The following is a 21,481-nucleotide window of genomic DNA, read 5'->3' on the forward strand; positions in this document are numbered from 1 at the left end:
ACTCCATAATGAGGAGCAACTTGAACGGCGACTATTCAGAACCCGCTCTAACAGTCTTTTCACTACAGACTATCCCTTCTAGCGATCCGGGATTGATAGAACATGAAAGAAGGGTCTGAGCAAATTCCTCGAATCGCCGTCTTAGTTGATACCTCAAGCGGGTGGGGGCGTCGCTTGATTGGTGGAATCTCCAACTACGTTAAAAAACACAGCGCTTGGGACATCTGGATCGAGCAGCGAGGACAGGGAGAGAGTTTGCGACTACCCCGGGATTGGCGCGGAGATGCCGTCATCGCAAGGGTTTCGTCCAGTCAAATGGCAGAGCATCTCCTTCGTCGCCAAATCCCGGTGGTGAACGTTTCGTCAATCCGGACTTCTAATCATCACTTCGCAACGGTAGTTGTCGACGAGGACGAGTTGGCCACTATGGCCGTCGAGCACTTTCGGGACCGGGGTCTGCCACAAATCGGCTATCTTGGGCTGCCTGGAGAATCTTACTCACTCGCCCGAAAGACAGCTATCGAAAAGGCTTGTGAAGAAGCAGCACTCCCGTTCTTGAATTACACAGAAGACAAGAGCAATGGATCGAAAAAGAGTTGGTCCAGGCAGCAGCAGGCAATGCAAAGCTGGATCAAGCGACTGCCCAAACCCATTGGGATTCTCACTTGGGATGTTACTACTGGATTGAATCTGATTCGGGCGGCAGTGGCTGGAGGACATCAGGTACCTGAAGAGGTAGCAATTCTGAGTGGCGACGACGATGATTTGCTTTGCGAGATGTCAGAACCGATGTTGTCGGGTATCGTTAATCCCTCTCAACAAATCGGATATCAAGCCGCAAGCCTCGTTGCATCGTGCCTGGATGGTGCGAACGCTAAAGACTTGCAAATGAGATTGAAACCCACGGGTATCGCTCTACGAGGTTCTACAGATGTGCTCGCTATCAACGACGCCGATGTCGCCCTGGCGATTCGCTTCATTCGCGCAAATGCTGACAAACCGATTCAGGTCAGCGACGTTGCAGAATTGGTAGCCATCTCGCGGCGTGCGTTGGAGCGGCGATTCCACCGAGTGTTTAACCGAACGATCGGCGACGAAATCGTACGTGTCCATTTAGAGCGGGCAAAATACTTACTTGCAGAAACGGATTTGCCGGTATCAAAGGTTGCGGATGCATCCGGCTATGGCTCTCCGGAGTATTTTTCGTCCGTCTTTCGCAAGTCCACTGGTCGAAGCGCCCTGCGTTATCGCATGCAGTGCCAAGGTAAGTAAGAGGTGTTTGGACAGAATCTGCAAGGACTGCCATTCAATTCCGTCGCCGCACTCAGTGTCGTGATTTCTTATTTTTTTTACGTGATATTGCTATAAGCAGTTGCGGCTCCCCGGTAGACTAGCCGGAGACTTTTCTCACTGGAATCCTGCCTACCGTTGTAGATTTTCCAACTCACCAAGTCATGCCACGTGCCTTTTCTGTTTCAAACGCCAGGGAGTTAGAGCGATGAATCACTGTGTACGCCGTTGTCTAAGCTGTGTGTCACTGGTAGCAGTTTTCACCCTGGTCTTGGGTGCCAGCACTTCAGCTGTGACCGTCACTCTGAACCCCACAGACGATAGTATACTTCGCGAGTCTGCCACGACTCCTCAGGGCACTAATCCACTGGTCATTATTGGCGATACAACAAACGCGAACGACTTTCTTCGAAGTGCGTTTGCCTTTGATCTCTCTGGAGCAGAACTCTCTGGCGCAGTCGTCAACAACGTCACGCTCAGGCTGACGGCCGACAGAACGGATGCCAGTAGCGAGAACGCGGACGTGGTGATTGATTTTCATGAGCTCACCGCCTCGTTCACGAACGATGATGTCACATGGACAAGCCGGAACGGCACAGATAATTGGACGACTCCAGGTGGTGATTTCGGCGGTGTTATCGCCAGCCTGACGGCCAACGCCGCGACAGTCTCTTCTGGTGACGAGCTAGACTGGTCGAGTGCAGGCTTGGCGAGTGCAACGCAGAATGCCATCGGTGGTTCGCTCTACTTGATCGGCAAGCTGAATGTCGAAGACAGTACAACTCGCAACGCTTTCTTCTTCGAGTCCCTAAGCACTGCGGGTGCTGAGCCCGAACTTATCATCGACTTTACCCCTTTGTTTGATCCTGCTGATGTCAATCGAGACGGCTCTGTGAATTCACTGGACTTCAATCAGATTGCTGGCGATCTGTTCAAGCCAACTTCAGAACTAACAGGAAACAACATCTTTAGCGACATCGACAACAGCGGCGTGGTCGACTTCACCGACTTTCGCCTATGGAAGAACACCCCCCAGGGCGCAGCATTTATTGCCGGCTTGAATGTTCCAGAGCCCTCCAGCATCGTCATGCTGTGTGGCATAGTCATCTTTTCTGCAGGATTCCGAAGAAGGAGTAGATGATCGGTAGCTCGTTGTAGCTGCGGTCTCGCTGTGTTGATCACCCTTCTCCTCATTAACAGTGCTTCTGGGAATCTTGTGATGAAACGCATATACACTTGCCACTGGACTCTAGCCACTTTCGGTTGGATAGCTCTACTTGGCTCCGACTTTGCTATGGGGCAAATCGAGCAGACATTCACGGGGGCAACCAATTCTGATTACAATCTCAACTCGAACTGGGTTGGCGGTAGCGGGAGTTTTGTACCGGACGTCAGCTTGGCTGACGAATTCGCCGCGATCGGCAGCAATACGCCCGACCCACTGGGATCAGGTACCTATCCTATTGCTACAGCTGACTTGACCAGCGTTGCCCCGGCGGCCGGTAGAGTGTTAATCGGCTTCGGTACTGGAACAAACGGAACCCTGAATGTAAGTGGCGGCGGCAGCCTTACCGCGATGAGCTCTACTGGAGGATTGGCAGGCGATGTCGTTGTTGGTGCCAATGGAACTGGCACGTTGAACGTGAACTCTACGGGGACGATCACTGCAGAGCTTCTCGACATTCGCAGCACCGGAACCGCGCGAATCACGGGTCCTAATGCAAATCTCAATTCGAACGAACTGAATGTCGAAGGTAACCTGGTTGCAGAGATTACCAATGCATCAAGCCATTCGGTCATCAATGTCTCCGGTGCTACAGATTTGTCAGGCCAGCTCGATGTCGACCTAAGCAGCATTGCCCCACCGACAAGTGGGACGTCATGGGAGATTATCGAGACCGGCACGGTGTCTGGTTCTTTTTCGTCGGTGAATCTCGTGGGTTCAACAGCACTGGGATCCTCCCAAGCACTAAGTGCACGTACTGTCGACAATGGCTCTACAACATCCATCGAAGTGTTCGTCGAGCAACTTCTTACGCTGCAAGTCGATCGAGGAACGGGCGCGTTAACTATTCTCAACACGGGCCCGGCTTCGGCTGCTAATAATATCTCGATCGACGGTTACACCATTTTCTCAAGCTTAGGTTTACTCAATACAAACTGGAACAGCCTGGATGATCAAAACGCCAGCGGCGGTGATTGGCTCGAATCCAATCCCACAGCAGAGCGACTTTCTGAGCTGAAGGAAGTTGCCTCTACAACAGTTGTTGCCAGCGGCGCCTCATTGAATCTTGCCAACGGATACGTTGCTCCATCCGCCTTTGGGGTGGAAAGTGATTTGGAATTCCAATACACGAGCCCGGATGGAGCAATCAGCACTGGCATCGTCGAATATACAGGCCCATCTAATACACTAGTTGTCCAGATCGACCCGTCGGATGGCCGTGCTCGTCTGGTGAACCAATCGCAGTTCTCGGTTGACATCGACGGCTACACCATTACCTCGGAAGCCAACGCGCTGCTGACCAGTTGGAACAGCCTGGACGACCAGAATACCGGTGGTGGCGACTGGCTGGAGTCCAACCCCACCACGGGACGACTGTCGGAATTGAAGGAGTCCGGCGCGTTAACACTCGCCGCTGGGGCAGTCTTCGACTTAGGGTCACTCTACAACCTCGGAATTGGTAGCAGCGATTCCGATGTAGCCTTCAGCTTCCTCATCAACGATGGCGCGGAAGGCGAATCGATCGCCACGCCAGGAGAAGTGCTATTCGCAACCATCCCTGCCGGTTTGCCGGGTGACTACAACGGCGACAGCGTCGTCAACCTGGCCGACTACACCCTGTGGCGAAATAACCTGGGCGGCGATGCATCATCGGCTTTTGCCGCCGGGTCGCGCAACCCACTCAACACCGGCGTGATCGATGCCGACGATTACACTTTTTGGAAGTCGAACTTCGGTTCGACTGCGCTTAGTGCAATCCAGGCACCTGCTGCTGTGCCCGAACCCACCACTTCGTGCTATCTACTCCTTGCGGCGGGAGTACTCATGTTTAACGCCAGTCGCCAGAAGCTCATGTGAACTAGCGATGTGAATTTGAAGCAATAGATGTCGAAGAGTTTCGCAGCAAGCAACTTGAACTACCGCTAATGAACGCTTACGCCTCAGATTCCGGACTAATCGCTAGCTGCTTTTCATTGCAGCAGCTTGCGGTTCTTCGTTCGGGTATTCTGTTCTTCGTTGCTTTTCTCGGCGTTCCTGTTCAAGCGCAATACGTGTCGGTGGACCTCGAAACCGTAGGCCCCATGAGTTCGTACAATCAGGCGGCGTGGTGGTCGCCAATTGTGGTCGATAATCGAGGGGCTGTTTACGCAAGCTATCTTTCACCGAATAGCCCCCGAGACGATGTTTTCGTAGCCAAACGTACAGGGAACAATACGTGGGTTCTCGGAGATACAGCATTCGATTCCAGGTACGATCTTGGTCATACCCAGGCGTCAATGGCGATCGACGGCGACGGCACCCTGCATGTCTTCTACGATATGCACGGCAACCCCATTCGATATTTGCAGTCAGACGCACCGAATAGCGTTACGAGCGGTTTCACCAAGTTGTCACCAACCGCTTTCGATGGCGGGAATTTTACGTATCCAAATGTTACTGCCACGCCTAATGGCGATCTCTACGCAATAATTCGCGATTACCCGACGGGAGAGCTTTATCACTTCGATAACACCTCGGATACATGGACACAACTAGCTACCTTTGCAGCACAGTCAGGCACGACGGTCTACCCCGACCATGTTTACCCCGATGCGTCTGGCGACTTGCATCTAGTCTGGGAATGGGCTGCAGGTGGAGCACAAGGATCGCGGCACTATGGATCTTACGCGCGTTACGACGTCCTGGACGATGTCTTTTACAGGGCGGATGGTAGTCCCTATCCAGCAGGGCCTATTGATATTGCCAATGCCGATATTTTTCAGGACCTTGAGGGCAACGAGACCTTTACATCCGGTGTCCACGGATTCCAGTCGGCAAAAATGACGCTCGACGGACAGGGGTACCCGGTCGTAACGTATGGCTACTCGCTTGACGGTACGGCGAGTGGCTACGAACACCGACTTGCCCGCTGGACCGGTACGGATTGGGAAGTTAGTACCGTGACGCCAGGTCCTTTCAACATCGATAAATCTTGGATCACCTATTCGGACGGTACACTAAGATTCTACGGCACTCTTTCACCGAGCGATCCGCTTCATACCGGCACGGACGATATTTTCCTAAAGACTTCAACCGACTTGGGGGCGACTTGGTCGACCCCGGTGGCAATCACCGAGGGCGTGAATGTTCAGCGGCCGGTCGGAACCACTGTCGGTGGTAAAGACTATCTTTATTTGCCTTCTGTGGACGAGAAGATTCTGCGGGTCGCAATCGTACAATCGCTAGCCCAATCACCTTTGACGCTTTTTGTTGACCGTGGAACTGGGGAGTTGCGAATTGCCAACCATCTTGGTGAGGATACTTGGAGCTTCGACGGATACACGATTTCATCACAGGCTGGGCTACTCAATACCGATTGGAATAGCCTGCAAGATCAAACAATTGCCGGAGGATGGCTCGAGGCGAACCCATCGGTCAATCGCTTGTCCGAACTGCAAGAGTCTTCGTTCACCGAGCTTTCGGTAGGCTCGGAATTGGTATTGGCAAACGGATACTCGGGTGCAATTGCCTTTGGAATTGATGGGGATTTAGAGTTTTCGTACACGGGACCTGATGGCAATGTGATTCAGGGACTGGTTGAGTATACAGGCCAAGTCAACAACCTAGTGCTCCAGATCGATCCGTCGGATGGCCGTGCTCGTCTGGTGAACCAATCGCAGTTCTCGGTTGACATCGACGGCTACACCATTACCTCGGAAGCCAACGCGCTGCTGACCAGTTGGAACAGCCTGGACGACCAGAATACCGGTGGTGGCGACTGGCTGGAGTCCAACCCCACCACGGGACGACTGTCGGAATTGAAGGAGTCCGGCGCGTTAACACTCGCCGCTGGGGCAGTCTTCGACTTAGGGTCACTCTACAACCTCGGAATTGGTAGCAGCGATTCCGATGTAGCCTTCAGCTTCCTCATCAACGATGGCGCGGAAGGCGAATCGATCGCCACGCCAGGAGAAGTGCTATTCGCAACCATCCCTGCCGGTTTGCCGGGTGACTACAACGGCGACAGCGTCGTCAACCTGGCCGACTACACCCTGTGGCGAAATAACCTGGGCGGCGATGCATCATCGGCTTTTGCCGCCGGGTCGCGCAACCCACTCAACACCGGCGTGATCGATGCCGACGATTACACTTTTTGGAAGTCGAACTTCGGTTCGACTGCGCTTAGTGCAATCCAGGCACCTGCTGCCGTGCCTGAACCGACCACTTCATGCTATCTACTCCTTGCGGCGGGAGTACTCATGATTAACGCCAGTCGCTTGAGAGTTGCTAACGGTTTGATTTGAATTGCCAACACACAGCCTATGTCCTCGCAAATGCGAGAGTGCATTGACGACAGGATTAAACTGACTGTGCCACTTTTCGTTTCCTCTCATTTTACTTCTTTGTGGAGACCAACAATGATGCGTCGAACAGTTCGAAACCGTTGTATGACACTAGCAATCTTGCTGACGGCGATTTTCTCAGCCGGATTGGCATCGGCAGACATCCTTGTCCTGACTCCTACAGACGATGCGATTCTTCGCGAATCTGCCACGAGCCCTCAGGGCGGCAATCCACTCGTAATCATTGGCGATACAACAAACGCGAATGACTTTCTTCGAAGTGCGTTTGCTTTTGATCTCTCTGGAGCAGAACTCGCTGGCGCAACCATCAATAACGTCACTCTCAGGCTAACGGCAGACAGAACGGATACAAGTAGCCAGAATGCAGACGTAGTGATTGATTTTCATGAACTTTCCGCCTCGTTCACCAACGATGATGTCACATGGACAAGCCGGAACGGCATTGATAATTGGACCACTCCCGGTGGTGATTTCGGCGGTGTCATAGCCAGTCTGACTGCCAACGCCGCCACAGTCTCTCCTGGTGACGAGCTAGAATGGTCGAGTGCACCTCTGGCGAGTGCAACGCAAGATGCCATCGGTGGTTCGCTCTACTTGATCGGCAAGCTGAATGTCGAAGACAGTTCAACTCGCAACGCCTTCTTCTTCGAGTCCCTAAGCGCGGTGGGTGCTGAGCCGGAACTAATCATCGACTACACCTCGATCCCTGAGCCTGGCTCGCTGGCCCTGATCGGCCTTGGTGGGGTGATTGTTCTGCTTCGCCGTCGCAACTAGGTGATCATAGTTTCTTCACGACGGGGCGTCGCGTTCCCTAGGTAGCGCGACGCCTTTTTGTGATAGAGGGCTCATTGTTTTCTGTTGCTGGTTTAAGACATACCTTTGAACCGTCCTGCTGGCGCACGAACGCTACTCCTGTTGGCTTGCTAGATGCTGCGTCGAGCCTTGCTCTAGCTCTACAGGCCAAGAGGATGAATGCTAGATTGGTATTTAGCGAGCAGTACCTTTCGTAATTGGATAGCGACCGAGAAAGTGTAATTAGATGAAGAATAAGAGGCTAATTATCCTGTTCTTTGTACTAGCACTGTCTAATCGCTTGTACGGTGGCAGCGTCATCCCCATCCCAGCCATTCCAGGTGCCCCCGCCAGCGATACTTATCAGGTGTGGGTGGATGGAACTCGAGTGTCGGTCAACGACGAGAGCTACTTCGATTTCCACACCGCATTCTTCACGATGGATGGGCCGGTCACAGTCCGGGTGCAACTCAATGGTGGCGCCGAGTTCGCCTCAATCCATCCCGTACGCCACCAGATAGAAGTGCGTCGCATCGACGATTCGATCACCTTCACGCTCGATAAACCTCTTAAACTTGTGATCAAGCTGAAGAAGGGTGAAAACTTCCGACCACTCGCTTTGTGCGCGACTCCGCCGGAGCAGGGCGCGCCCAGTCCAGACGATGAGGGGGTTTTGTACTTTGGACCAGGTACAAGCGAGCCGGGCCCGATCAAGGCGACCTCCGGCCAAACTATCTACCTCGCACCCGGCGCACTGGTCAAAGGGCGCATCGAAGTTCAAAATGCCGAACACGTCACCATCTGCGGACGGGGCACACTTGATGCACGTGGCTACTCAGTGCGAGAAGACAAGACGGGTGCCATTCTTTTCGACCGTTGCAAGGACGTGCATATCGATGGCATTGGTGTTCGCGGGGGCAGTTGGTGGATGACCTTGTTCTTGCTGACAGACGACGCCTCCGCGACGAACATGAATCTCTTCGGCAAGACTGTCAACACAGATGGCATTGACATTGATGGAGTTACAAACTTCGTCGCCCGCGGCTGCTTCATCCGCTGTGAGGACGATGGCTTCGGTTGGCACGCACTCGATGCCAAAGCAAACGGCGAACCCCCGACAACGAACTGCCTGGCAGAAGACTGCGTGATCTGGAATACCGCTGCGGGGAACGGCTTGCGGGTTGGTGCCTCGATGGAGACCGGGCTCTTCCGGGATATAACTTTCCGCAACATTGATGTGCTCGAACACGCCGGGGCAGCAATCTACAGCGACCATTCCGACTGGGCGAAGTGTCAAAACATCCGCTTCGAGAATTTCCACATCGAGTCTGCTGGGCAAAAGGGCCGGCAGGCCATCACGATGTACATCGCTAAGACGCGATACAGCAATATGACCGGCTTCCGCGACGCTCGCGGGCATTACGACGGTTTGCACTTCATCGATGTGACAATGCCGGCGGACACCCGTTTCACGCTCAATGGACATAGCGCCGCACACCGAATCGACAATGTGTTCATTGCGGATTGTATTCGTGGTGGTGAACCCATCGATTCGCTTGACGATATCGAGACGAATGAATTCGTCGGGCCAGTCACTTTCAAGAGCTCGACGGAGGCCAATGGTTCCAGCCACAACGTGGGTATCTCAGCATATTGTGCACCAGAGAAACGGGAAGCTGCCTCGGGGCAGCATACCGATACGTCCGTTGCGGGCACCATTGTGCCAATCCCGGCCACGCCTGGGGTTATGGCCGACGCTCGTTTTGCTCTAAAGGTCAATGGCGAGAAGGTCTTCGTTGGGGAGGAGGTGTCGCGAAACAAGCGACTTGCGATCGCTTACTTCGATATCGAAGGCGAGGCCGATGTTGAAGTCGAGGTGTCGGAGGATTCTTCCGACGTCAAGATAATGCCCAGCCGGCACCGCATTGAACCAAAGAAAGAAGGCAAGACGCTTCTGTTTCAGATTAGTGGTCCGGGGCATTTCGTTGTGCGAGTGGAAGGGGTTGGCGACCTGCTGCTGGTAGCAACACCTTTGGAAAAGGAGGTGCCCAACCCAGACGACCCGAATGTGCACTATTTCGGCCCGGGTACGCACGATGTCGGGCGGCTCAAGGTCAAGAGCAACGAGACCGTCTACATCGCCGGCGGCGCTCGCCTCTTCGGAACGATTGAGGGCGAGGAAGTCCACAATGTAAGGATTCTTGGCCGAGGTGTGCTGGACGGTTCGAAGCACACAACCTGGGAAGATCGCATCTTCACGCTGGTCTTCGACCGCTCGAGCAACATCAAGATCGACGGCGTCCGCATCCGTGAGGCATACTGGTGGGTAACCGAGTTTTTGCTCTGCCAGAATGTCCAGATCAACAACTTCTTTATCTTCAGCAATCACCGCAACAACGGCGGAATTATGGCTGACGGTTGTACGGAGCTTACTGTCCGCAACTCCTTCTTCATCACCGACGACGACTGCATCTGCCCACACGCTCTTAACGCTGCGGGCAACGGCGAACCGGTCGGCGACCACTTCCTGTTCGAGGACTGCGTACTGTGGCAGACCGGGTCGGGCAACTGCATACGCATTGGTGCATCCTTCGAGACGTCACAGGTGCTAAACTGGACTTTCCGCGGGATCGACTGCATTGGCCACACCGGTGCCGCGATCATCTCAGACCATTCCGACTGGGCGACCGTCCGCAACCTTCGCTTCATCGATGTTCACGACGAGCAGGCCAAAGGTTGGACCGTTAACATGTTTATTGACAAGACCCGCTACAGCTGCAACACCGGTTACCGCGACGAGCGCGGGCATTTCGACGGGCTCTACTTCGTGAACCTCACGTCGACCGGCGGGGGGATCCGTCTGATTGGGCACGACCCAGACCATACGTTTAATGATGTTCGCTTCTACAATTGTAAGATTGGGTCTAGTTCCATCGATTCGATCGACGACCTGACGGTAAATGAATATGTGACTGATGTGAGTTTCTATACCGATGGCTCGAAGCCTAAACCGGATACGCTACTCCCTCCGAAACTCCCAGCCGCGAATAGCCCAGAGCAGCTGTTTATCGACAACACCTCCGCACAGTTCCGGGGCATTGGGTTTGAGTTCAAAGACAACAAGCCAGGCTCGATTGGCGATGACCTGCACGTCGCCACGGTCCCCCGCGGGTTTAGCAATTTCAAAGCTGCCATCTACGAACCCTCGATCGAAGGAGAGTATGACATTTACATCCATTGGGGGCATTTCAAAAACAAGGCGACGAACGCCCGATGGATCGTCCGGCACACGGGCGGCTACTCTACGAAGTATCTGGACCAGAACGAGTCAGCGGGTTGGCATTACCACGGCCGGTACCGGCTTGATGCCAACTCTAGTGTTCGGCTGGCGCTGCCCGGGTACTTCAGCACTGCCGACGACCCCGTAGTCGCAGACTCGGTTAAGTTTCTGGCAGTGCCAGGGAATTGATGCATACCATGCTTCGGAATCTTGCCTGATGGAATTCTATATCAAGTTGAGTTGTACGGAGTTCGACGGTACTGGAGCCATCGACCCAACTGGTTTAGCTGTAGTCGACGCAAGAGGTTCTAAAGCGGTGTCTACTGGACGAACTCTTCGCAGCAAGTAGCCAGGGATCAGTCCCTTTCACCAACCGGTTTCATGCGCTCTGTGATGCGCGTTGGTTGACGGTGTCAGCGTCGTGTTTAATTCAAGACCGTCGGTTCCGCTTCAAGAAGTTGTACGGTCGAGAAGCCATCCAAATCTATCTCCTATTCGCCTCGGTCGATCCGAACCAATCCCAATATCTTGTGGAGTTCACCATTGCTGGTGAGTGTGCGCTGCAGATGCGGCTTACCCCGCGATGGATAGTTGCCCATGTTGCAAACCGGGGCAGTCTGCTTGCAATCAAGCCCGAATTACTTGCATTTCCAGGCCTGAGCTGTATTTTGACAACTGCGCAACTTTTCAAAACTTCCCATATCTCATCCAATCCCGCTGTGTCGTTATCCACCGATACAGAGTCTCTGGTTTCGGTGGTTTGATGACCAGCAACGTGGGCAGCATGCCTGCGCCGAATTGGTGAGCGAACTCAGGAGCACTCATCACAGATGGACAGTATGATGGTTCTTTTGCGGCGGCTTCTAGGCGGATTTGCGGCGGTCTCGGCATTGGCATTGTGCCAGGTGTCATTTGGCCAGAACGGCACTTGGATTGATCCTTTTGACGGTTCGTGGACGGCTGGTGGAAACTGGGCGAGCGGTACTATCGCCAACGGTGCCGATAACACAGCCGACTTCAGCACGCTAGACATCGACGCGCAGACCACTTTGGATAATGTAGCTCCCGCTGGAGATGGCACCGGCTTCCCTCGCAATGGCATCGATATCTCGCCCTCCCGCACCATTGGGCACATGATCTTTGGCGACACGAATACGGCCACGCCTGGTGGGTTCGAAGTCTACAATCTGAACGCTCCCGCATTTGGCGAAGTGTTGACCCTAGCGGGTAGCGCGCCATCGATCACCGTGCACGAACTCGGCTCGGTCGATCCCACAACGCTGACCTTTCCCAGCGGAGTTACTCAGGTTCCCGCTGGAATCATCGACGACGTATTGATGAACGCCTACATTGCTGGCTCCAACGGTTTCACCAAGTTCGGCGATGGAATATTGACCTTGGCGGCCACTTCGGCGCCCGACGCCTTCGAAGGGAACCGTTTGAACGGAACCGTTACGATTGCTGAAGGCAGGCTGCGACTGGCCTCCACATTTACCTACTACGATGCTTTCGATGCCCAGCCAGAGGATCAGTCGATTGACGAGTTCCGAATTCTGGACGGAGGGACGCTAGAACTCGATACCAACAATGCTTCCAACATCACCATGCCGGCCAATGCGACCGCCACTCTGATAGGTGACAACGGCTCCTTTGTTGCAAATGTCACTGCCGAGGGCGACGCAGCCAACCCATCCGTAGTGAACGTGGTGGTGATGAACAGAGACTCTGCTACTAGCGAGCAGTTTTCGGCACACGGCGATTGGGCCGGCATTCATACACTCAATGTTTCAGGTACGGTCGATACCATGGGTGGCACGAATCCGCTCGACAACTTTCGCCTTCGCCCTAACGGCGGAGATTTTGGGAACGCTAGTTTTGCCGAAACGGTAGTCAATCTTGATAATGTCCGCCTCGTCACTCGATCCAACTCTTTTGGCAACAACATTGCCATTGCCGAGTTGCACGGGACATCCAGCACAGAGATTGCTGGCGGAGTTATCCCGGGTGGAGTAGCCCGCTATTTCATTGGCGGAAACGATCAAGATTCGGATCATGCGGGTGCAATCACGTCCGATAGTGGTGGCCTTGATTTGATCAAAGAGGGCGCCGGAACATTGACACTATCCGGTGCACTGACCTACTCCCCAGTCAACACCGCTGAGGGAGGTCAGGCTGGTGATCCTGCCCGTCGAGGGGGCATCACCACCATCGCAGCGGGCACACTTGCGGTGACTGGCACAACATCCTTGCCCGCTGGTCTCGACGACACCGGCACGGCTAGCAACCTTGGTCTGCTATGGTCGACCGTCGATATCCAGTCGGGCGCCACTTTAGATGTCTCTGGTGCGACGGGCACCTACTCCACAGCTGAACTGCAGCAGGTAATTGGCAGCGGGACAATCGCTGGAAACTACAACCACGACGAAGGTAGGATTGCTCCCGGTGATGACAACGCAGGGACCTCAGCCGACCTAGTGCGCACCGCTGGTACGTTGAATTTCGCCAATGACCTGGTCGTGAACGGCGGCGAAATCCTCTACGACATGGGAACGACTCCCAGCGATCCCCATGACATGCTGGAGATTGGTGGCCAACTCAATCTAGGTACGGGAGGAGTTATTACTCCCAACTTCCTTGGCGCCGTGCCAACCACCGGGACGTATACCGTGGCAACTACGGTTGGCGGTATTACGGGCAGCCCCGGTGGTTGGTCCGTCGCATGGCCCGGACGTGGTGCGGGCCCGACCGTAACGGTCTCGGGCAACGATTTAGTGTTCGATGCGGTGCCAGTTACCGGCGGGGCGGACCTGGAATGGAGGGGCGACGCAGGGACCGGCGATTGGGATATCCAAAGCACGGCGAATTTCCACAACCCGGGCACCGGCGCTGATGTGTTCTTCGACGGTGACAATGTCACCTTCGCCGACACGTTTGACGGAGGCACAGCGGTGGCCAACTACAACGTCAACTTAGCCCAAGATGTCCAGCCAACCTCAATCACAGTCGACTCGACCAACGATTACACGTTTGGAGGTCCTGGCGGTATCGTCGGGTTTGCCACGCTGACCAAACGTGGCACGAGCACGCTAACCATTACACGTAATAATACGTACAGCGGGGCTACGACGATCGAAAGTGGAACCGTCGACATCGGCGCTAACACGGGGGCGCTGGGCACCGGTGTGCTCACAATGTCCGGTAGTACCCTAAGAGTGGCCAACGATGTGTCGGCTGGGATCACCAACTCGTCATTGGTCGTTAACGCATCGACATTCAACACGGTGGTGGCCAACGGATCAACTGGGGCTCCGGCGAACAATCCAGTGACGCTTCCTTCATTGGCGGGAAGCGGCGACCTGACCATCACGACAGAAGTGCCGCCCGATGTGGATGCGGGTCGTCTGGTAGACCTATCGGCCGACAACTCGTCCTTTAGTGGATCGTTGACGCTCGAGCCCGACGGTGTCAATACCACCCTTATGGGAGTCAGGTTCGCCGGCGACACCAATTCAGGAATCCCTAACGGCACGCTGCATTTGGCGGCTGGGGTCACACTCAGTCAGCGTACCAACAACGTGAGCACCATTCCTATCGGCGCACTCTCGGGCGATGCAGGATCGACGTTAGCCGGGTTTGCGGGAGGCGGCACTCCGCAGAACAAGATTTGGGAGATTGGTGCGCTCGGCACTTCGACCGCCTTTGCCGGCAACGTGGCAGACGGAGGTATGCCAAGTACCACCAGCATCACCAAGGTTGGCGCCGGATCACTCTCACTCACCGGCGATCTAACTTACACCGGCGACACTAGAGTAGAAGACGGTGTTCTGAGCATTACCAGTGCCGACAACCTGAACCTAGGCGACGATTCCACCGTTTTCATCAGCAGTGGAGCCATGTTTGACCTCGATTTCAGTGGTAACGATACCGTCAATTTCCTTTATTTGGGCGGCGTCCCACAGGCCCCAGGTATTTACAACTCGGGCAACTCGGGCGGGTTGATTACCGGCTCCGGTGGTTTGAACGTGTTGGCCATGGGACCCTCGTTGGGGTTGCCAGGCGACTTCAACGATGATGGGGTGGTGAATATCGGAGACTACACCCTCTGGCGCAACAACCTCGGCGGTACGTTCGACCTCAATGGAAACGGCGACGAAACCGGCGGTAGTGCTGGAATAGTCGATGAAGCCGACTACAACCTCTGGAAGGACAACTTTGGTAACGCCGCCGCAGCCATCCAATTCGGGTCGGTAGCAGTGCCTGAGCCCTCGACGTTGACCATTGTGGGAGTGCTGCTGAGCGCGGGAGTTCTGGTCGCTCGTCGGCGTCTTGTCATGTAGCTAGTCATCTCTTCGTGTTTTGCTTCTTGTAGAAGAAAGGAAGTAGTTCTCATGTTGAAGAATGTGTTTGGTCGGGCCCTCGCGCTCGGCATATGCGGGGCCATAATGGCCTCGAGTTCCAGCATGGCTGCCGTCATGTACGTCAGCACTGCAGATGGCAATGGTGCCGACACTAGCCTGCAGAATGACGGTCAAAATGGTGGTACCAGTGCAACCGTATTCGGAGCAGGGGAAACCGCTGACTTCCGGCGGTACGATGACGTGCGTCAGAAGATGCTGCTGCTGCGATTCGACATCTCGGATCTTGATCCAGCTGCTTACAACGACGCCATCCTGCGGTTGGATGGCTATTCCAACCGTGGACGTGACCTGCGCGTTTATGGCATCGCCGATGGCGCGCTGGATAACTGGGACGAGGCTACTACAAGTTACGCCAACGCGCCTGGTATATTACAGCCCGGCGACGGAGGTCCCGCTTATGACTTGGCTGGCTTCGACTTCCAGAACTTCAGCCAGATGTTCTTGCCGCCTGGAAATCCGCCGGTGCCGGCTGCGTATCCCCTAGGCTTGATGCCTGTGGAGGATACGGACCCAACCCCTGGATACAAGCCGTTCGTGTCCAATCCCACGGACTTGCCGTTGGGCGACTTCCTTGCTGCAGATACAAACGGGATTGTGTCGTTCCTGATTCACCACGACATCACCCACACCAGCCATACCGGCAACATCCGCACCAAGGAGAGCGGGGCTTACCAAGCGCCAATGCTCGGTATAGTGCCTCCTAACTTCATTCCTGAGCCTTCCAGCTATGCGTTGGTTCTGCTCGGAATTGGTGCGGTTGGTATGATTGTACGCCGTCGCTAGGTGAATTACATTGTAGATTACTGTGAAGGCACGACGTAATCACGTCGTGCCTTCTTTTATAGTTGACCAGGGAAGTGCTCTTATGCGAACGATGCGATCTGTCTGCTGTGTGCTGTTGGCTGTTGCGAGTCCCGCGATCGCGGCGGAGTGGTCCATCGTCGAGTTTGGGGCGCGATCCGACGGCGAGATCCACACCAGCGCCATTCAACGCGCCATCGACTCGGTCGCAGCAGAAGGGGGAGGTCGACTTGTTGTCCCTGAGGGAACGTACATGACGGGGGCGCTCTTCCTCAAGCAAAGCGTCGAGCTGCATTTAACCGATGGCGCTGTTCTGCTTGGGTCGACCGAACTGGACGACTATCCGAAAAAGATGACACGCATTGAAGGCCACTTCGAACCGTGGCGGCCGGCGTTGATCAATGCCGAGGGAGTTGACCAGGTTCGCATTACTGGGAGTGGCACGTTGGATGGCAACGGCAAGCCATTCTGGGCCGCCTTTTGGAAGAGACGCCAAGAGAACCCAAAATGCACCAATCTTGAAGTCGAGCGCCCCCGATTGATGTTTATCGATGGTGCGCAAGATGTATTGATCAGCGGCATTCGTTTCCGGAATTCGGGATTCTGGAACTTGCACCTCTATCGCTGCAAGAACGTGCTGGTCGATGGTGTGACTATTACCGCACCACACGGCGACCGGCCCAAGATCATCGACGTAGCACAACCATGGGACGAGATGTCGATCGATCGCGCCCCCAGTTCAGACGGGATCGACGTCGATAGCTGTCAGGGCGTAACAATCCACCGTTGCACTATCTCGGTGGGCGACGACTGTATTGCACTCAAGGGTACGAAAGGGCCCCTCGCTATGGAGGACGAGACGAGTCCACCGGTGCAGAATATCGTGGTGACCGATTGCGACTTCCAAAGCGGCCACGGCGTGTTGACCTGTGGCAGCGAGGCAACCATCGTGCGAAACGTGACCGTCAGGAACTCCAAGGTCGGCGCCGGCATCCCGGTGGTGCGACTGAAGCTGCGTCCGGACACGCCTCAACTCTATGAGAACTTCGTATTCGAGGATCTGCAACTTGACGGAGCTCAGGCATTGTTTGATGTCAAACCGTGGACCCAGTTCTTTGACCTTGGTGATCACGAGCCACCGGTTTCAACGGTGCAAAACGTCGTAGTGCGAGGCATCCAGGGGAACCTGCGTACCATCGGTGAGTTGCGTGGCAATCCGGGCGACGTCATCCGTAACGTATTGCTTGACGATATCGAGATAACGGCTGAAAAATCGAAGTTGGTGCGCGGCAAGATCGAAGGACTCTTGGTGCAAGACGTGCTGGTCAACGGCAAGCCGCTTGCGGTCGAATGAACCCACCTGGCTTGCAGCAATCGCATGCCTGGCAATGGCATCGAGTAGGGTAAAGCACCTTCCATGAAATTTCGAATGAGAACAGGCCAGTTTCTATTCATTGTCACGACGTTACTTGCTTGGCTCCCAGCGGTCGCGGCCTCGGCCGAATTGGAGCCTCGTGCGGGTAGCGGCGGTCGGCTCGTTGTCGAGATGCTTGCGGAGTGGAAGTTCCATCGTGGGCCTGCCACAGACGCCTGGCAAACAGCTTACGACGACACCGATTGGCTCCCAATCACGGTGCCCCACGATTGGAGCATTGCAGGTCCGTTTGACGAATCTCACCCGGCATCAGGCGAGGGTGGATTTCTGCCGACAGGTGTTGCCTGGTATCGACGAGCGTTGCCTGACAGTGTTGATCTCATCGGCAAGCGTGTGTTTGTTGAGTTTGACGGTGTGATGGCCAACAGCGACGTATGGGTCAATGGACAGCACTTGGGGCATAGGCCAAATGGATACGTGCCATTTCGGTATGAGATAACAGACCACCTGGCTCGTGGAGATGCGGCTGGAAACGTGCTTGCCGTACGTTCCGATACGAAGGAACAGGTGGCCTCGCGGTGGTACACCGGCAGCGGAATCTATCGCAAAGTGCGACTGATGATCGTCGATCCGTTGCATATCGAAGACCGAAGCGTATTCGTCACTACCCCGAGCGTTGCGCCCGAGCAAGCCAAGGTTCGCGCTACGTTCGAGGTCGTCAACTTGGGCGAAACTCCGCAACGCGCCGTTGTGCTAAGTCGCCTGCTGGACAGCTCTGGAACGGTCGTCGCAACGCAAAGCAGCGAGCACGACTTTGACGCTGGAAAGACGAAGGCCCTCGCGATTGATTTCGAAGTCGCCAAGCCGCAGTTGTGGAACCTACATGACTCGCGCATCTATACGGCTGAGATTCAGCTGCATACTGGCGGGCAAGTGGTTGATCAGTGTGAAACTCCCTTCGGCATTCGCCAGGCCGAGTTTCGTGCCGAGACCGGTTTTTGGCTAAATGGCCAGAACACAAAGATCAAAGGTGTTTGCCTCCACCACGACGGCGGGGCGTTCGGAGCCGCCGTGCCCCAGAGTATTTGGCGAGATCGCCTAGAGGGGTTAAAGGCTCTGGGAGTTAACGCTATCCGGACAGCGCACAATCCTCCGTCGCCAGAGTTTCTCGACCTTTGCGACGAACTCGGCTTCGTGGTGATGTGCGAGTTCTTCGACTGCTGGAAGGTCGGCAAACGCACTCACGATTACCACAAATTCTTCGAGGACTGGTGGCAACGCGACCTAGAAGAGACCATTTGCAGAGTTCGCAATCACCCATCGATCGTCTTGTACAGTGTGGGCAACGAGATACGCGATACCCACCGACCGGAACAAGCGAAGCGAATCCTGGGCGGCCTTGTTGACGTTTGCCACAACTCTGACCCAACCCGGCCGGTGACGCAAGGACTATTCCGCCCTAATACTACTCATGACTACGACAATGGTTTGGCTGACTTACTGGACGTCGTCGGTACGAACTACCGCGATGCCGAGTTGCTCGCCGCATGGCGTGACAAACCCGGGCGGAAGATCATCGGCACGGAACAATCGCACGAACGGAGCACGTGGTTGGCTTGCCGCGACAGTCCACCCCATGCTGGGCAGTTCTTGTGGGTCGGCATCGACTACCTGGGTGAATCTCGTCGCTGGCCCATCACGACATTCAATAGCGGTCTACTCGACCGCACCGGCAGGCAATATCCTCGGGCCTATGAGCGGCAAAGCTGGTGGAGCGACGAACCGATGGTACGCGCATTTCGGCGAGTCGCACCCACCGAGGCAACCCCCACCGACCCCGGCTATGAGGTCGTGGAGTGGAGACGCCGGCGGGTGCTATTCGACGACTGGTCACCATATCTGCTGAACCATCAGAATCCTACGGAGACCGTGGAGGTGTATAGTAATTGCGAAAGTGTACAACTTGAGTTGAACGGCCGCGCACTGGGTGCAAAGTCGTTACCTGCCGACGCCAGACCGCGAGTGTGGAAAGTGCCCTTTGAGCGAGGGACACTGGTGGCTATCGGCACCAACGATGGAGCGGAAGTTGCTCGGCATGTGCTACGGTCAGCGGGAGAAGCCGCATCGCTGCAGGCGAAGTGCAATCGAAGCAAGCTCACTTCGGACTGGGATGACGTGGCCACTATCCGAGTCGCGGTAGTCGACGGTAACGCAACGCAAGTGCCATCGAGCAACCATGAAATCGAATTCGAAGTCGAGGGCCCCGGTGAGATTGTTGCCGTCGACAACGGCTCGATCGTTAGTCACGAGCCATTCCAGGCGTCGCGCCGCCGTGCCTACCAGGGCGAGTGTGTGGCGTTTGTTCGAGCAACTGGCGAGTCGGGGGAGATTCGTGTGACCGCTCGATGTGACGACCTCGCCGGTGGATCCGAATCTGTCGTTGTGACCCTCCGTGCCGAGCCATAGTGAAGGGACCGGAACGTGTACTGCACTTTGAGCCGTTGGCTTCTAGCCGCTTTGCTGCTTTCGATCCCAGGCAGTTTGGCGGCCAACGAGAGGATGAACGTGCTGTTCATCATCTCCGATGACCTTCGCACGGAGATGGGTTGCTATGGGAGCAAGCTGGCCCATACGCCAAACTTGGATGCTCTCGCCACCGATGGCGTGTTGTTCGAGCGCGCCTATTGTCAATTTCCGTTGTGCAATCCATCGCGGACGTCTGTGCTGACCGGCCTGCGGCCTCTCACCACAGGCGTGTTAGGCAACCGCCACTGGTTTGGTGCAATGTATCCAAAGGCAGTGAGTCTTCCTCGCTACTTCCGCGACCATGGATATGTGACTCTCAGGGCGGGTAAGATCTTCCACGGCGGAATCGACGATGCCAACGCATGGACCGACGGCGGGCGGGAGCGGTACTTTGGTGAGGGTGCAACCGCGGAAGTCCCGCAGCGAGACCGCAGGGATGGCATAGCAAGCGGCTCAGGCGGTCGAGCGCTAACCAAGGCCGAACGAAGTGATCGCTGGATCGTCCTGGAAGGCGATGGTGAGAATGATGGAGACTATCGTGTCGCGACTCGAGCGATCGAACTCTTGAAGCAGAACAAGGACAAGCCCTTTTTCCTCGGGTGTGGGTTCAGCAATCCCCACAGCCCTCTGGTAGCGCCCCAGCGTTTCTTCGAACTGTTTGAACTCGACGCGATTCCCCTGCCCATAGACTTTGCCCCGCGCCCCACAGTTCCCGATGGTTTTCCCGCAGGCGCAATTCGTCCCAAGAACGCCGACTTGTTCATTGGCCGCGACGCCACGCCAGATGCGGCTCGTGAGATGATTCGCGCCTATCTAGCTTCCACCGCCTGGATGGATTGGAACGCGGGACGGGTGCTCAAGGCACTTGAAGAGTTGGGTCTGAAGCAGCGAACCATAGTCGTGTTTTGGGGCGATCACGGTTATCAACTTGGAGAGAAAGGCAAATGGTCAAAGGCCGGCTCGTTGTGGGAGCAGGGAACTCGGGTGCCGCTTGTGATTTTCGACCCGCGAGTGCGTGGCAACGGCCAATCGTGTCCTCGGGTTGTCGAGTCGCTCGACATCTATCCAACATTGGTCGACGTATGTGGCTTGCCAGCCACCGACCGTGTGGAAGGGCGCACGCTGGCACCGCTGCTTGCCGATCCATCCAGAAAGTGGAATCACCCGGCCTACACGATCTGGAGTGAGGACGGCAAAACCGCCAGCGGCGTTTCGGTCCGCACCGAACAATGGCACTTTGCCGAGTTCTTTGGGCGCGGTGCAGGCCAAATGCTCACGGACCCAAGCAACGATCCGCACGAACTTCACAACTTGGCGAATACGCCAGAAAACGCCGAAGTTGTTGCAGAACTGTCGCAGCTGGCCCACGAGTACGTGGGCCGCTAATTCTGAAAGCGCTCTAGCGTTGTCAGAGACGTGGATAGGGAACTA

11 protein-coding genes are annotated in these 21,481 nt (G+C 55.4%); all 11 read left to right on the top strand.

Annotated features, from left to right (window positions below; genetic code table 11):
* Nucleotides 1-102: 102 nt before the first annotated feature.
* The 11 genes from ACQK2L_RS26690 to ACQK2L_RS26740 all read left to right on the top strand — a co-directional run bounded on the left by ACQK2L_RS26690 (nucleotide 103) and on the right by ACQK2L_RS26740 (nucleotide 21,436).
* Nucleotides 103-1,272, top strand: a complete 1,170-nt coding sequence (locus tag ACQK2L_RS26690; protein ID WP_425400098.1) for a substrate-binding domain-containing protein — start codon at nucleotides 103-105, stop codon at nucleotides 1,270-1,272.
* 310 nt (nucleotides 1,273-1,582) lie between these two features.
* Nucleotides 1,583-2,431, top strand: a complete 849-nt coding sequence (locus ACQK2L_RS26695; protein WP_425400099.1) for a DNRLRE domain-containing protein — start codon at nucleotides 1,583-1,585, stop codon at nucleotides 2,429-2,431.
* A 153-nt stretch (nucleotides 2,432-2,584) separates the two neighbouring features.
* Nucleotides 2,585-4,372 carry a hypothetical protein gene (locus ACQK2L_RS26700; RefSeq protein WP_425400100.1) on the top strand — a complete coding sequence of 596 codons (1,788 nt, stop codon included), beginning with the start codon at nucleotides 2,585-2,587 and terminating at the stop codon, nucleotides 4,370-4,372.
* Between the two features lie 68 nt (nucleotides 4,373-4,440).
* On the top strand, nucleotides 4,441-6,798 hold the full coding sequence (locus tag ACQK2L_RS26705; RefSeq protein WP_425400101.1) for a BNR-4 repeat-containing protein: 2,358 nt from the start codon (nucleotides 4,441-4,443) through the stop codon (nucleotides 6,796-6,798).
* Between the two features lie 144 nt (nucleotides 6,799-6,942).
* A complete protein-coding gene (locus ACQK2L_RS26710) occupies nucleotides 6,943-7,632 on the top strand; it encodes a DNRLRE domain-containing protein (protein WP_425400102.1) in 690 nt (229 codons plus the stop codon).
* A 265-nt stretch (nucleotides 7,633-7,897) separates the two neighbouring features.
* Entirely contained in the window at nucleotides 7,898-11,119 is a 3,222-nt protein-coding gene (locus tag ACQK2L_RS26715; protein ID WP_425400103.1) for a glycosyl hydrolase family 28 protein, read from the top strand.
* 650 nt (nucleotides 11,120-11,769) lie between these two features.
* Nucleotides 11,770-15,267 (top strand): beta strand repeat-containing protein, encoded by a 3,498-nt coding sequence (locus ACQK2L_RS26720; RefSeq protein ID WP_425400104.1) that lies wholly within the window; start codon nucleotides 11,770-11,772, stop codon nucleotides 15,265-15,267.
* Nucleotides 15,268-15,390: 123 nt separating this feature from the next.
* Complete coding sequence (locus ACQK2L_RS26725; RefSeq protein WP_425400105.1) at nucleotides 15,391-16,131, top strand: PEP-CTERM sorting domain-containing protein; 741 nt, start codon at nucleotides 15,391-15,393, stop codon at nucleotides 16,129-16,131.
* Between the two features lie 82 nt (nucleotides 16,132-16,213).
* The gene (locus tag ACQK2L_RS26730) at nucleotides 16,214-17,503 is read left to right on the top strand and encodes a glycoside hydrolase family 28 protein (protein ID WP_425400106.1); all 1,290 of its coding nucleotides are present in this window, start codon (nucleotides 16,214-16,216) and stop codon (nucleotides 17,501-17,503) included.
* 63 nt (nucleotides 17,504-17,566) lie between these two features.
* On the top strand, nucleotides 17,567-19,990 hold the full coding sequence (locus ACQK2L_RS26735) for a glycoside hydrolase family 2 TIM barrel-domain containing protein (RefSeq protein ID WP_425400107.1): 2,424 nt from the start codon (nucleotides 17,567-17,569) through the stop codon (nucleotides 19,988-19,990).
* Nucleotides 19,991-20,017: 27 nt separating this feature from the next.
* A complete protein-coding gene (locus ACQK2L_RS26740; RefSeq protein ID WP_425400108.1) occupies nucleotides 20,018-21,436 on the top strand; it encodes a sulfatase in 1,419 nt (472 codons plus the stop codon).
* Nucleotides 21,437-21,481 lie beyond the last annotated feature (45 nt).

This window comes from Aeoliella sp. (genome assembly GCF_965227375.1).
Taxonomy (GTDB): Bacteria; Planctomycetota; Planctomycetia; order Pirellulales; family Lacipirellulaceae; genus Aeoliella.

Excerpts from the sequence above, each read along its gene's own strand:
- ACQK2L_RS26705 (WP_425400101.1), top strand. The coding sequence starts at position 4,441 with ATGAACGCTTACGCCTCAGATTCCGGACTAATCGCTAGCTGCTTTTCA.
- ACQK2L_RS26735 (WP_425400107.1), top strand. The coding sequence starts at position 17,567 with ATGAAATTTCGAATGAGAACAGGCCAGTTTCTATTCATTGTCACGACG.
- ACQK2L_RS26725 (WP_425400105.1), top strand. The coding sequence starts at position 15,391 with ATGGCTGCCGTCATGTACGTCAGCACTGCAGATGGCAATGGTGCCGAC.
- ACQK2L_RS26730 (WP_425400106.1), top strand. The coding sequence starts at position 16,214 with ATGCGAACGATGCGATCTGTCTGCTGTGTGCTGTTGGCTGTTGCGAGT.
- ACQK2L_RS26715 (WP_425400103.1), top strand. The coding sequence starts at position 7,898 with ATGAAGAATAAGAGGCTAATTATCCTGTTCTTTGTACTAGCACTGTCT.
- ACQK2L_RS26720 (WP_425400104.1), top strand. The coding sequence starts at position 11,770 with ATGATGGTTCTTTTGCGGCGGCTTCTAGGCGGATTTGCGGCGGTCTCG.
- ACQK2L_RS26710 (WP_425400102.1), top strand. The coding sequence starts at position 6,943 with ATGACACTAGCAATCTTGCTGACGGCGATTTTCTCAGCCGGATTGGCA.
- ACQK2L_RS26700 (WP_425400100.1), top strand. The coding sequence starts at position 2,585 with ATGGGGCAAATCGAGCAGACATTCACGGGGGCAACCAATTCTGATTAC.
- ACQK2L_RS26690 (WP_425400098.1), top strand. The coding sequence starts at position 103 with ATGAAAGAAGGGTCTGAGCAAATTCCTCGAATCGCCGTCTTAGTTGAT.